This window comes from Nocardia grenadensis NBRC 108939 (genome assembly GCF_001613445.1).
GTDB classification, from domain to species: domain Bacteria; phylum Actinomycetota; class Actinomycetes; order Mycobacteriales; family Mycobacteriaceae; genus Nocardia; species Nocardia grenadensis.
The window spans coordinates 58,538-72,105 of the sequence record NZ_BDCJ01000021.1 but is presented as its reverse complement, the minus strand read 5'-3'; the positions used below and the strand labels follow the sequence as shown (position 1 = coordinate 72,105).

The following is a 13,568-nucleotide window of genomic DNA, read 5'->3' as shown; positions in this document are numbered from 1 at the left end:
AGACGAGGAGTAGTTCGATGCGACACTCATCTCTGCGCCGGACGATCGCGCTGCTCGCGGCCACGGCCGCGGCGGCCGGACTGGCGGCCGGATGTTCCGGCAAGGACAAGGTGCCGTCGATCGGCTACGCCGTCGACACCACCGTCACCAGCTACAACGGCGGGACGGCAACCGGTGCGGCCGCGGCCCAGGCGGTGTTCGGCCGGGTGCTCACCGGCTTCTTCTACACCGGTCCCGACGGGCAGCCGATCGCCGACACCGATACGGGGACGGCCAAGGAGGTGCCGGGGGAGGCGCAGACCATCCAGTACCGGCTGAACCCGGCGGGAGTCTACTCCGACGGGGTCCCCACCTCATGCGACGACCTGGTGTTCACCTGGGCCGCGCGCAGCGGCCGGTTCCCCGGGTTCGATTCGGCGAGCACGGCCGGCTACGCGGATATCGAGCGGGTGGAATGCCAGCCCGGGTCCAAGGACGGGACCGTCGTGTTCCGGCCGGGCCGTCGCTACTCGCCCTGGCGCACCCTGTTCGGTGCCGGTGAACTGATGCCCGCGCATGTGGCGACCCAGGCGGCGAATGTGCCCGATATCGTCGCCGCCGTCCAGAACGATGACCGGCCCGCACTGGACCGGCTGGCCCAGTTCTGGAACACCGGGTGGAATATGGCGCCCGGTGATCTGGATATCACCGCGTTCCCGTCCTCCGGGCCGTACCGGATCGAATCGTTCGATCTCGACGACGGGCTGGTCCTGGTGGCCAACGAACGCTGGTGGGGCGACGCGCCCGCTACCGGCCGGATCGTGGTGTACCCGAAACCGGCCGATCTCGCCGCCCATATCGAGGACGGTTCGGTTTCGGTGGTCGATATCGGCACGGGTTCGCTGCCGGACCTGAACCTGGACGCGTTCGCCGTCGAACAGCAGCCCAGCCGCGGGGTCGAGCAGTTGGTGCTCGGCACCGGCGGGGTTTTCGAATCCGATGCCGCCCGGCGCGCGTTCGCGCTGTGCGTGCCCCGCCAGGCGCTGTTCGACCAGCTCGGCCGGGTGGCGGAGGCGCCGGAGACCGGGCTGGGCTCGGGTCTCGCGGATTCGCGGACGGTACAGCCGGATTCGCCGTTCTACCCCGCGGTGACCGGTGCCGCCGATCCGTTCGCCGGTGGTGATGTGGCCGGGGCCGAGTCGGCGCTCGCCGAGTCCGGGAAGAAGCAGCTCACCGTCCGCGTCGGCTATCTGGCCCCGGATGCCCGCCGCGCGCGCACCGTATCGATGATCGCCGACTCCTGCCGGGCGGCCGGGATCACCGTGGAGGACGCCGGCACCCCGGACTTCGGCACCGCGCAGCTGGCCGGCGGTGCGGTGGACGCGATTCTCGGCGGCCCCGGCGGGCTGCCGGGTCCGGCCGGTTCGCTCGATGGTATCGCCGCGGTGAGCGGTCTGCGCAGCGGCAGCGGACTCAATGCGGGTCAGTTCCGCAGCGGACGCTACGATGCGATCACGGATCAGCTTGCGGCCGACGACAACTCGACAGATCAGCTGAATCTGCTCACCGAGGCGGAGAACCTGCTGTGGGCACAGCTGCCGAGCGTTCCGTTGTTCGCGACCCCGCGCACCATCGCCTTCGGCGGTGGCCTACAGAATGCCGTCGCGGGGCCCACCCGGGCCGGATCCGGCTGGAATATGGACCAGTGGGTCCTGCAGCGCTGAGCTGCGCGGTAGCCGATGGTGGAGGTGTCAGTGAGCAAGCATGCGGCGGTCGAACCCGCGGACGCGGTGGCCGAACGATCCGGTCAGGCCGCCGCGATGGTGCGCAGATACACCCGCTGGGCCCACGACTTCCCGGAGCCGGGGGTCCGATTCGCCGATCTGACACCGGTGTTCGCCGATCCCGAGGGTTTCCGCACGGTGGTCGACTGTCTGGCCGCGCTGGTGCCCGATGCGGACCTGGTGGCCGGGGTCGATGCCCGGGGCTTCCTGCTCGGCGCCGGAGTCGCCACCACGCTGGGAACCGGTGTGCTCGCCGTCCGTAAGCGCGGCAAACTCCCACCGCCGGTGATCACGCGGGAGTACGAACTCGAATACGGTACGGCGGCGCTGGAGATTCCGGCCACCGGCGTTGCGCTGGAGGGTCGTCGCGTGCTGCTGCTCGACGATGTTCTGGCGACCGGTGGCACGCTGGCCGCGGCCGCCGATCTGTTCGCCGATGCCGGGGCCGAGGTGGTGGCTGCCGCGGTCGTGCTGGAAATCGAGGCGCTGGGCGGCCGGGACCGGCAGGGCGAGTACCCGGTTACATCGATCGTCACCGTATAGCCGCCCCGGCCGGTCCGCTGTTGCTCCGGGATCGGGCGGTTCGCCCCTGTATCCCGGCGGTGTCGCCCGCGCGCGCCGGCGCCGGGCCGCCTGGCCGCCTGGCCGGTAGGTGACTCGGCGCATAATGTGCTGGCGTTCGTGGAGGCCGGTGCGTACTCTCGCCCGAGTCCTGTCCCCGATGATCGGAGCTGCCGTTGCTCTCATGAGGTAGTCGCTCGTGCGGCCCGCATTCTGCGCGTCGCTTCCGTATCGATACCTCCAGGGGCAGCCATGGCCGATATTTCTCTCTCCGATCTCTCCTTCACCTGGCCGGACGGGATTCCGGTGTTCGAGGGGCTCGACGCGGTGCTCGCCGCGGGCCATATCGGGCTCGTGGGAGCCAACGGCGCCGGGAAATCCACTCTGCTGCGGCTGGTGGCGCGCGATCTGCTGCCCGCTCGCGGGTCGATCACCGTAACCGGGGAGCTGGGCTATCTACGCCAGGATCTCGGGCTCGCCGCCGGCCGGCGCGTCGACGCGGTACTCGGTATCGCGGGGATCCGAGAAGCGTTGCATCGCATCGAGTCCGGTATCGCCGCCGAGGCCGATTTCGAGGTCGTCGGGGCGCAGTGGGATATCGAAGAACGCGCGGTGGCGATGCTCGGCCGGCTCGGTCTCGGCTACCTCGCCGACGGTGTACAGCAGCTGGACCGCCGCCTGGCCACACTGTCCGGTGGCGAGACCGTACTGCTCGGCCTCGGCGCGCAACTGCTGACCGAACCCGATGTGCTGTTGCTCGACGAACCCACCAACAATCTCGACCGGGCCGCCCGCGCCCGCCTCTACGAGGTCGTCGCACAGTTCACCGGGACCATCGTGGTGGTGAGCCACGACCGGGACCTGCTGGAGCGGATGGACACCATCGCCGAACTCCGCGGCGGCGCGTTGCGGTTGTTCGGCGGTAACTACAGCGACTACGAGCGCGCCGTCGAACAGGAACAGCAGAGCGCGCGGGCGGCGATCCGGGAGGCCCGCAGCGATGTGCGCAGGCAGTCGCGGGAACTGGTGCAGGCCCGGATAAAACTGGATCGGCGGCAGCGGTACGGACAGAAGATGTTCGAGAACAAACGCGAACCGAAGATCATTATGGGCCAGCGCAAAAGGCAGGCGCAGGTCGCGGCGGGCAAATTGCGCAGCAACCACCTGGAGAAGGTGGAGGATGCCGAGGAACGGCTGGACAAGGCCGAGGAGATGCTGCGCGACGATCGTGAGATACGCGTCGATCTGGCCGGTACCCGCCTGTATCCCGGGCAAGAGGTCCTCGACCTCGACGGGGTCGAACTGGCCAACGGGCCGGTGGTCTCCCTCGCGGTACGGGGGCCGGAGCGGCTGGCGATCACCGGCCGCAACGGCGTGGGAAAGACCACGCTGCTGCGGCGGATCACCGCGGAACCGCCCCGGGTGCCCTGGCGGCTGCTCCCGCAGCGTCTCGATATCTTCGATGAGCAGCGGACCGTCTACGACAATGTCGCGGCTGCCGCCCCGCACGCCACACCGGAGCGGATCCGCGCCCGGCTCGCTCGCTTCCTGTTCCGTGGTGCCGCCGCCGATGTGCCCGCCGCCGCCCTGTCCGGTGGCGAGCGGTTGCGGGCCGCGCTGGCCGTCCTGCTGCTCGCCGAGCCCGCGCCCGGCCTACTCATACTGGACGAACCCACCAACAATCTCGACCTGGTGAGTCTCGGCCATCTCACCCAAGCGCTCGCCGCGTACCGGGGCGCGCTGCTCGTGGTGAGTCATGATCAGCGGTTCCTGGACGAGATCGGGGTCACTCGGCAATTGGAACTGACCCCGGCCGGTCTGGTGGAATGAGCCCGGACCGCGCCGCCGGGGGAACGTCGGGGTGCGATCGGGCGTTCTACCGGGTGGCTGGGGATATCGATCCATGTCGATGGTGTTGCGGCGGGGGTTTCCCACGATGCTGTGGGGGTTAAGGTTGGTGGTCTGGAACGTTGCGGTGATCTGCCGCGGCACGGAGAGGTGGTGGCATGACTCAGAATCTGGGCGAGGCGAATGTCGAGCAGGCGTCCGGTTCGCAGTCGAATGGTGCCGCCACCCCTGCCCCTGCCGCCGGTTCGCGCCCGACGACCGCGCCCGACGCCGACGGTACCCGCTCCTCCGGCGCGGTCCCCAGTTCGGCGTCGCGCCGGGTGCGTGCCCGGCTGGCCCGGCGGATGACCGGTCAGCGCGGCATCCCGGCGGTCAAACCGGTGCTCGAGCCGCTGGCCACGGTGCACCGCGAATTGTACCCGAAGGCCAATCTCACCCAATTGCAGCGGGCGTTCGATGTGGCCGACGAGCGGCACGCGACCCAGTTCCGCAAATCCGGTGACCCGTACATCACCCACCCTCTGGCGGTCGCGAACATCCTGGCCGAGCTGGGCATGGACACCACCACCCTGGTCGCGGCGCTGCTGCACGACACCGTCGAGGACACCGGGTACTCACTCGAACAGCTGACCGCGGATTTCGGCTCCGAGGTGGCCCATCTCGTAGACGGGGTCACCAAGCTGGACAAGGTGAACCTGGGTGCCGCGGCGGAGGCCGAGACCATCCGCAAGATGATCATCGCGATGGCGCGCGACCCGCGTGTCCTGGTGATCAAGGTGGCCGACCGGTTGCACAATATGCGGACCATGCGGTTCCTGCCCCCGGAGAAGCAGGCCAAGAAGGCACGCGAAACCCTCGAGGTGATCGCGCCGCTGGCGCACCGGCTGGGTATGGCCACCGTCAAATGGGAACTGGAGGATCTCGCGTTCGCGATCCTGCATCCCAAGAAATACGACGAGATCGTCCGCTTGGTCGCCGACCGGGCGCCGTCACGTGACACCTATCTCGCGAAGGTGCGCGCGGAGATCGTCAATACCCTCGCGGCGTCCCGGATCCCTGCCACCGTCGAGGGCCGCCCCAAGCACTACTGGTCGATCTACCAGAAGATGATCGTGAAGGGGAAGGATTTCGACGATATCCACGACCTGGTGGGTATCCGGATCCTGTGCGACGAGGTGCGCGACTGCTACGCCGCCGTCGGCGTGGTGCATTCGCTGTGGCAGCCGATGGCCGGGCGGTTCAAGGACTACATCGCCCAGCCCCGCTACGGCGTCTATCAGTCGCTGCACACGACGGTGGTCGGTCCGGACGGTAAGCCGCTCGAGGTGCAGATCCGCACCCACGATATGCACCGGACCGCCGAGTTCGGAATCGCCGCGCACTGGCGTTACAAGGAGACCAAGGGCCGCCATTCCGGGGACGCCGCCGAGGTCGACGATATGGCCTGGATGCGGCAGCTGCTCGACTGGCAGCGCGAGGCCGCCGACCCGGCGGAGTTCCTGGAATCGCTGCGGTTCGACCTCAAAGCGCCCGAGATCTTCGTGTTCACCCCGAAGGGTGATGTGATCACGCTGCCGCAGAAATCGACTCCGGTGGATTTCGCCTACGCGGTGCATACCGAGGTCGGGCACAAGTGCATCGGGGCCCGGGTCAACGGACGGCTGGTCGCACTGGAACGCCAGCTGGAGAACGGCGAGGTCGTCGAGGTCTTCACCTCCAAGGCGCCCAATGCCGGGCCCAGCCGGGACTGGCAGACCTTCGTCGTCTCGCCGCGTGCCAAGGCCAAGATCCGGCAGTGGTTCGCCAAGGAGCGTCGCGAAGAGGCCCTGGAGAGCGGTAAGGAGCAGATCAACAAGGAGGTCCGTCGCGTCGGACTGCCGCTGCAGCGGTTGATGAGCGTCGACGCCATGACCGCCGTCGCCCACGAACTGCACTACAGCGATATCTCCGCGCTCTACACCGCGGTCGGCGAGCATCAGGTCTCCGCGCACCATGTGGTGCAGCGGCTGATGGCTCAGCTGGGCGGGATCGGTGATGTCGAGAACGAACTCGCCGAGCGTTCCACGCCGTCCACCACACCGTCGCGGCAGCGGCTCACCGGCGATGCCGGCGTGCTGATCCCCGGCGCCGAGGGGACCGTCGCGAAGCTGGCCAAATGCTGCACTCCCGTACCGGGTGACGAGATCATGGGTTTCGTGACCCGCGGCGGGTCGGTGAGTGTGCACCGGGTCGACTGCACCAACGCCGATTCGCTGCGGGGGCAGTCCGAACGCATCATCGAGGTCGAATGGGCGCCGTCGCCGCATTCGATATTCCTGGTGGCCATCCAGATCGAGGCGCTGGACCGCACCCGGCTGCTCTCCGATGTCACCAAGGTGCTCGCCGACGAGAAGGTCAATATCCTGTCCGCGTCGGTGGCCACCCACGGCGACCGGGTGGCGATCAGCAAATTCACCTTCGAGATGGGGGATCCGAAGCATCTCGGGCATTTGCTGAATGTTGTCCGTAATGTCGAGGGTGTCTACGACGTGTACCGGGTCACCTCCGCCGCTTGAGCGTTTCCGCGCCTTCGTCGTAGCCGTGGTCTCCCTGGGTGCCCGCGCGCCCGCCGCGCCGTGGACTCGTACACCTGTGCCTCTGCCGCGGTCTTCCCTGAGGCCGGCGACGCGCGGGCGCCGGGCGGTGGTTCCGTGTGTCCGGGGTGACCGCCGGTGTCTCCTGCGGTTTTCCCCTTCGCTCCGGCCGGAAGAGGCGTGTCTGCGGCCGTGTTTCGGGGTCTTGGCAGCCCCGCTGGGGTCGCCGGAAGAATATAACGTTCGGGCTTCGGCGCGCCGCGTCACGTACGGGTCGCGCTGGCGGGTTGCGTAAACTCTTCGGCGCTTCAGCGGTCATAGCCGGAATCTGTTACCGTTTACTGCGTTTCGTCGCGCTCGGTAACTGCGGTAGGACTGATTGCGGGTCGCTATGGCTGGATGCACAAGATTCTCGGGGATGCTGATCGCATTCACCGTCGCTGTGGCGACGGCGGCAGCGGGCACACTCGCCGCTCCCGCGTACGCTCAACCGCCGAATCCGGCGGGCCCGTCGACCCAACTCGCGGTGACCTCGTGTCCGGCACTGTACGCGTTGGGGATCCAGGGCACCGGTGAATCCTCGCCGGATGCCGCGCCCACGACCGATACCGGCATGCTGTCCACCGTCTTCCGGCCGCTCATGGCCGCAGCGCCCGATCAGGGGCTGGTCGAGCGTGCCTACGTGCCCTACGAATCCAGCTTCGGCGGGGTGGACGGCGGAAGCGCCACACCGTATTCGGATTCGGTGAAGGGCGGCCTGATCCGGCTGCGCAGTATGGCGAGCTCGGTGGCGCAGCGCTGCCCCGAGACCCGCTTCGCGATCGTCGGATATTCGCAGGGCGCGCACGTGGCCTCGGTGTTCGCCCAAGAGATCGGCCAGGGGCAGGGCAGCCTGCCCGCCGACAAGATCGCCGCCGTCGCCTTGATCGGTGATCCGACCAGGAACGCCGGAGCCCCGCTGTTCCCCGGTGCGCCGGGTAAGGCCAACCCGGACCCCGCGCCCGGTACCGAGGGCGCCGAGATCGCGCATATCGCGGCACTGAACCAGACGCCGGCCACCGGCGGCGGTATCGCCCCGGACCGCGACACCGCGGAGAATTTCGGTGCGCTCACCGGTCGCGTGGCCAGTTTCTGTGCCGCGGGCGATCTCGCCTGCGATGCGCCCGAGGGTGCACCGATCCTGAAGGCCGTGGCCGGTGTGGTGGGGCAGATGAAGCTCAGCGGTGGCGACCCGATCGCCTCGCTCACCTCCATCGCCCAGGCCCTGGCGTTCACCTCGATCAAAACGGCCACCAAGGTGGTCAACGAGGATATCCAGGGCACCTCGCTGGCGACGCTGAACATCTCGCCGAAGAAGTCGATCTCCGAACGGCTGGCCGATGCCGCCGATCCGCGGACCCCGCTGGATATTCCGGGAGCCATGCGAGCCCTGCTGAAAGTGGGCATGATCGGGCTGAACGCAGTGGTCACGGTGGTCCGTACGGTGCTGAACCCCACGGCGATCGCCGAACTGGCCACTGCCGGCCTGGCGAATCCGCCGGCGGCGCTGATGATGCTGGGAGTAAAACTGCTGGGGGCGGTACCGCAGCTCGTGCCGCCCACCACCGGTATCCGGTTGGTGAGTCAGGCTTTCGACGCGGTCGTCGACAACATCACCGACAATCATGCCCTGCTCGACACCACGACCTGGGTGCGCTACTGGGACACCATCCAGCGGCACCAGGCCTATGGTAATGCGGCCATTTCGGCCACCGGTGAGGCACCCACCCGCTTCATCGCCGACTGGTTCGCCGCCGCCGCGCGGGATCTCGCCGCGATACACGGCAGCGGCCACGAGCCCGTCGCGGAAAAGGCGATTCCGCAGGTCCCGAGCATGCCGGACAGTGGAGTTCCCGCGCCGAACGGATTCTCAGGTTCCGATCCCGGCGCGTCGCCTGCGCCCGCTCCCTCCGGTACGGGACAATTCCCATTTGGGACAGGAGTGAACAATGGTGCCCCGGAGGGTCCGGTGACCACCACTCCCACACCCCGTACAACCGAAACCGACTCGTTCTCCGTGAACTGATCGCCGAGAGGGATCGATGATGCCAGATCATGCGCCCGGCGCCACGGGAATGGGGGAATGTTGAAGTCCTACAAAAAGCTCGATCGATGGTACGGTCCGCTGGAGCCGGAGGGGGCGCGCGACACGGATGCGTCGCCGCACGCGCCGGAGCCCGGCGGCGAGGCCGTCCCGGGGGCCGAGGACGGCCCCGCCAGGTACCCCGACTACATCGCCGAGGCCGGTAGTGCGACCGCCCGGCCCGATCCGGCCCCCGCCGAACTGTCCGGTCGTCGTACCGAATTCACCGGGGGCTGGTCGGATTGGGTGGACGCGCCCGGCGACGACCGCGAAGCGGACCTGGTGCGGTTTCCCTGGACCGACGACGAGGAACTCACCGAACCGGCCCGTATCGGCCGTACCCCGGCCCGGCTCCGCGATATCGAGGCCGAGCCCGGCGCCCGTCGGCGCCGGACCGCCGGAGTGCTCCTCGCCGCGGTGGTGCTGCTCGGTATCGCCGCCGCCGTGGTGCTGTACCTGCTGGCACCCGGCACACCCGGTGCCGCCGGCCCCGGCGCCGCGCCCGACGGGGGCGCGGGCCTGCGCTTCACCGCCGGGAGCACCGGCGCCGATTCCGGCGCGGCGGCGTGTGCGCCCGAACAGACCGCACAGGTGGTACGTGGTGCGGGACCGGGCGGCACGAATTCCGGGCCCGAGGCCGTGCTGCGCTTCCAATACGCCTACTACGTACAGCGTTCCGGCGCCGAAGCGCGTGCCGCGGTCGCGCCCGCCGCGCCGGTGTCCTCCGCCGAGGTGATCCAGGCCGGTATCGACAGTGTCGCCCCTGGCACCACGCACTGTGTGCGCATCGTGACCGTGGCCGATGGCCGGTACACGGTCGAGGTCACCGAGTTCCGGCCCGGTGGCGAGCCCGCTACCTACAGCAGGCAAACGGTCACCACCGCGGTGATCGACGGCCGCACCCTCATCACGGGTATCTCGGCCGGATAGAGGAGAGTGCTGCGATGGGAGAGGATTGGAGCCGCTGGCTCGACACCGCACCGGATGCCGAGGTGACGGACGGGCCGGACGGGGACCGGAAGGCGCGGGTGGTGCGGTTGCCGGGTGGCGCCCGGACCCGTGCGGCCGGCGAGCCCCGGCCGATCCTGGTGGTGGGCGGCTGCGGCGGCGCCGGCACCACGACCACCACGCTCGGATTGGCGGGCGAACTCGGTCTCGCGGGCACCGCCACGGTCGCGGTGGACGCTACGCCGGCCGGGGGTGATCTGGCCCTGCGTGGCGCCGACGAGCATCTGCACCCGATCAGCATGCAACAGTGGTTGTACGGCCGCGGCGACGACGAACCGGCCCCGTTGAAGGACTGTATGTCCCGGGCCACTTCCGGTATCGGCCTGCTGTGGCGGGACGCCGCGCCGCTGCGCCGCCGCGCGAGCTATCTCACCGTGGCCCGGGCGGTCGACCAGGCCGGATACATCGGTGTCTACGACGGCGGCAACCCGATCGCCAGCCGGCAGCTGCGGCCCTTGCTCGACGACGCGGATGTGGCGCTGGTCCTGACCATCCCGGCGCGGGTCGACGCGGCCAACCGCCTGCGGGTGACCCTCGAATGGCTCGACGACGAATACGGCGACTCGTCGGAACCCATGGGCGGCGGAATTGTCGGCGACACCACCATCGTGGTCTCCCATCAACAGAGTGGCGCCGATTCGCGGGTAGCCGACCATTTGCGCGAGCATCTGGCCGGCTGGGTCCGCGATATCGTCGAGGTGCCCTACGACCCGCACCTGGCACGCGGTGAACTGGTGCGCCACGTCGCACTCGCCGACGAGACGCGGCTGACCTACGAGCGACTACTCGCCGGGATGGCGTCATGATGCGATCCCTGCACCGGCGCTCCGGGCTCCGCGGATATGCCGCATCTCGGAGGGAGGCATCATGGCTGTTGCTATGAATCTTCCTCGCCGACCCGAACGTAACACCACTGCCGGGGTGGTACCGCCGCCGGAATCACGCCGCGCCGCGGTCTGGGACCGTCCTGTTCCCGGCGCCGGCCGTGCGCCGCTGGTGTGGTTGCTGGGCGTCCACGGCGGCGCGGGCGCCAGTTCGCTGGCCCATGTGCTGGCCCCTGCCGCGGATTCGGGCCGGCGCTGGCCCGGTGTCTTCGAGCGGGAATCGCCGTTCGTGGTGCTGGTGGCGCGGGAGACCATCGCCGGACTGACCCATGCGCACGATCTGCTGCGCCAGCACCATTCGGGATTCGCCGGGCCCAGCCAGGTCCTCGGCCTCATCACGGTGGCGGCGCGGCCGGGCCGGATGGCGCCGGAGATCCGGCGCTACCGCGATGTGGTCGCCTCACTGGCCGGCCGGGTCTGGCAGGTGCCCTGGTACGAGGAGTGGACGCTGGTCGAACCGGAGAAATTACCGGTGTGGACGCCGGGTGTCGCGACCGCGCCGCAGCGCCGCCGCCGGATCGACCCACTCGACGAGGTCCCCCTGGATATCAGGGAGCTCGGTTCGGAAATCGTCGCGGCCGCCCGTGCCGCGCTGGAGGAATCGGAAGCCGCCCCCACTCGGGGCCGATCGAGATTCGTAGAGGAGTGATGCCGTGATCGCCGCCGTCGAGCACGTATTCCGTGTCGTGCTCCCCGCGCTCGCGCGGACCGAATGTTGCACCTCAGCTATCGAGAAAGGCACCCGATGAGCACCGTACTTCTCGCCGTTCACCAGGTCTACGACACCGTTGTTGTGGCCCAGGTGGGCAATCCGACGCCCGAGGCCCCGCCCGGGTCGGAGAAGATCCTGCAGCTGGTGCGGTACCTCACCTGGTTCGTCCTGCTGTCCGGGATCTGCGGCATCATCTACGCGGGCGGCAAGTTCGCGTGGGAGAAATGGACCGGCGGTGGACTGGAGTCCCCGAAGATGGTGGCCGGCGCGATGATCGGCGGCGTGGTCGCGACCAGTGCCGGCACCATCATGAACGCCGTCATCGGAACGTGAGGTTGTAATGGATCTGGTCGGGGCGGCCGGTGTTCTTGCGTACAAGCAGATGCCGGCCGAAGTGTTGGAACCGTTGATGCAGCTGCTGAACTGGCTGCTCTGGTTCGTTCTCATGGGCTGTCTGGCGTGGATGATCGTTTCGGCCGGAAAGCTGTGGCTGACGTTCAAGGGCGATCTGGCGATGAACGACGCCTCGCACGGGGTGCTCATGAGCCTGCTCGGCGCGATCGTGGCCAGCGGCGCCTCCGGTATCGCCCTGGCGTTCCTGCCCGGATGATCCGGGGCGAGGCGAGGAGAACGACCTGCGCATGAAATCGACCGTGATTCCGGCTGCGCGCCGGTCCGGCCGGCCGTATGTCCTCAGGGCTGCCCAGATGCTGTCCGCGCTGCTGCTGGCCGGCGTCGCGGGCTGTGGCGGCGGGGACGCCGCGGCACCGCCCGATCTGTCGGCGCCCCCGACGAATGTGCGCTGGGTGCCGTTCCAGGGCGTATCGTTACCGCATAGCGATCAGGGTCCTACGGCTCAAACTAACGGCGCCGCAACAGGTTTCGAGCACTCTCCCACCGGCGCCGGGATCTCCGCCATGGTGCACGCCGTGCGCCTGGCGATAGCGGATGACGGACAATGGTCGAATATTGTTGCCCGGGAAGTGGTTCCGGGCCCGGCGAAGGACGAATGGGCGGTGAACCGGGTGCAGCTGTCCATCAGTGGTCCTGCGGATCCGGTCTACGCGCCGCGGCTGCTGGGGTACCGGATCACCGAGTACAGCGACCAGCGCGCCGCGGTGGATGTGTACAGCGAGTACTCGGACAGTTCGAGAGCGGTGAACCACACGACGGTGGAGTGGTTCGCCCGGGATTGGAGGTTACGACTGCCGGACCCGGATTCGACCACGCGACCGATCGACCCTGTGACCGAATTACCCAGTGACATAGTGAAAGTGGAGGCGCCGTCGTGAGCGGGAAGGAGACCTATCAGCGTGACCGCGTCTCCTTCGGAGTCATCGCCTCCGCGGCGGTACTGGCGCTGATCGTGGTGGTCGGCGTCGTCATGTGGACGGGCCGCGACGACGAACCCGTCTCGGCGCCGCCGCCCCCGGCCACGGTGGGCGAGGGATTCGCCGATCCGGAGGTGGATGTGTTCAACCGGCGTATAGATATCCCCAACAACCCGGCGGGGCAGGTTCTTCCGCAGAACCCGTCTCCGCAACGCAAGCCGACCGACCCCGATTGGCTGACCGCCGCGCCGGCGGGCACCACCGACCCCCGCGGCTGGCAGCGGGTGTTCGGGGCGTCGGTGCCGTTCTCGAGTTCCGACGGCCCGAACCGGATCGAGGACGGGCTGGCGGTGGGGTACTCGCACACCCCGCAGGGCGCCGCGCTGGCCGCGGCCCAGATCACCTACCGGCTGAACGCCCGGCCGGCGGACCGCGATCTCTATGTACGGCAGGTGCGGGTTTCGGCGCAGCAGATCGCGGCCTACGACAAGGCCCTGGAAGCGGATCGGCTGCCCGAACAGCAGCCCGAATCGGTGACCCGGTACCTCGTCGCGTCCGACGCGTTCAAGATCGACGACTACGCGGACGATATGGCGATCGTGCGGTTGGCGCTGCGTGCTCCGGCGCTCGACGCGAAGCCGGTGTGGGTGACGTTGCGACTGATCATGGTGTGGGACGCGGGGGATTGGCGGCTGAAGCCGACCACCTCGCCGAACACACAGACCGAGTATGTCGAATCGCTCGAGGGGTGGACTCGATGGTGATT

12 protein-coding genes are annotated in these 13,568 nt (G+C 68.7%); all 12 read left to right on the top strand.

The features are described 5' to 3' along the window. The first annotated feature begins 17 nt into the window (after window positions 1–17). The 12 genes from NGR01S_RS22590 (at window position 18) to NGR01S_RS22535 (ending at window position 13,566) form a co-directional block, all read left to right on the top strand. Window positions 18–1,703 (top strand): ABC transporter substrate-binding protein, encoded by a 1,686-nt coding sequence (locus NGR01S_RS22590; protein WP_063040052.1) that lies wholly within the window; start codon window positions 18–20, stop codon window positions 1,701–1,703. Between the two features lie 96 nt (window positions 1,704–1,799). After that, a complete protein-coding gene (locus tag NGR01S_RS22585; RefSeq protein WP_063040111.1) occupies window positions 1,800–2,306 on the top strand; it encodes an adenine phosphoribosyltransferase in 507 nt (168 codons plus the stop codon). A 270-nt stretch (window positions 2,307–2,576) separates the two neighbouring features. After that, entirely contained in the window at window positions 2,577–4,154 is a 1,578-nt protein-coding gene (locus NGR01S_RS22580) for an ABC-F family ATP-binding cassette domain-containing protein (RefSeq protein ID WP_063040051.1), read from the top strand. 176 nt (window positions 4,155–4,330) lie between these two features. Next, the gene (locus tag NGR01S_RS22575) at window positions 4,331–6,727 is read left to right on the top strand and encodes a RelA/SpoT family protein (RefSeq protein ID WP_063040049.1); all 2,397 of its coding nucleotides are present in this window, start codon (window positions 4,331–4,333) and stop codon (window positions 6,725–6,727) included. Window positions 6,728–7,163: 436 nt separating this feature from the next. After that, window positions 7,164–8,810, top strand: coding sequence for a cutinase family protein (locus NGR01S_RS22570; RefSeq protein WP_063040043.1), 1,647 nt, complete (start codon window positions 7,164–7,166; stop codon window positions 8,808–8,810). Between the two features lie 57 nt (window positions 8,811–8,867). Continuing rightward, window positions 8,868–9,797 carry a DUF8176 domain-containing protein gene (locus NGR01S_RS22565; RefSeq protein ID WP_063040041.1) on the top strand — a complete coding sequence of 310 codons (930 nt, stop codon included), beginning with the start codon at window positions 8,868–8,870 and terminating at the stop codon, window positions 9,795–9,797. Window positions 9,798–9,811: 14 nt separating this feature from the next. After that, a complete protein-coding gene (locus tag NGR01S_RS22560; protein WP_063040039.1) occupies window positions 9,812–10,681 on the top strand; it encodes a MinD/ParA family ATP-binding protein in 870 nt (289 codons plus the stop codon). 61 nt (window positions 10,682–10,742) lie between these two features. Continuing rightward, entirely contained in the window at window positions 10,743–11,408 is a 666-nt protein-coding gene (locus tag NGR01S_RS31160) for a hypothetical protein (RefSeq protein ID WP_063040037.1), read from the top strand. 96 nt (window positions 11,409–11,504) lie between these two features. Next, a complete protein-coding gene (locus tag NGR01S_RS22550; RefSeq protein WP_030521532.1) occupies window positions 11,505–11,804 on the top strand; it encodes a hypothetical protein in 300 nt (99 codons plus the stop codon). Window positions 11,805–11,811: 7 nt separating this feature from the next. After that, window positions 11,812–12,081 carry a hypothetical protein gene (locus NGR01S_RS22545; protein ID WP_030521531.1) on the top strand — a complete coding sequence of 90 codons (270 nt, stop codon included), beginning with the start codon at window positions 11,812–11,814 and terminating at the stop codon, window positions 12,079–12,081. A gap of 31 nt (window positions 12,082–12,112) precedes the next feature. Next, window positions 12,113–12,763, top strand: coding sequence for a DUF8175 domain-containg protein (locus tag NGR01S_RS22540; protein WP_245664718.1), 651 nt, complete (start codon window positions 12,113–12,115; stop codon window positions 12,761–12,763). Beyond that, window positions 12,760–13,566, top strand: a complete 807-nt coding sequence (locus tag NGR01S_RS22535) for a DUF8175 domain-containg protein (protein ID WP_063040032.1) — start codon at window positions 12,760–12,762, stop codon at window positions 13,564–13,566. The genes NGR01S_RS22540 and NGR01S_RS22535 overlap by 4 nt, the downstream gene beginning before the upstream one ends. Window positions 13,567–13,568: the final 2 nt, after the last annotated feature.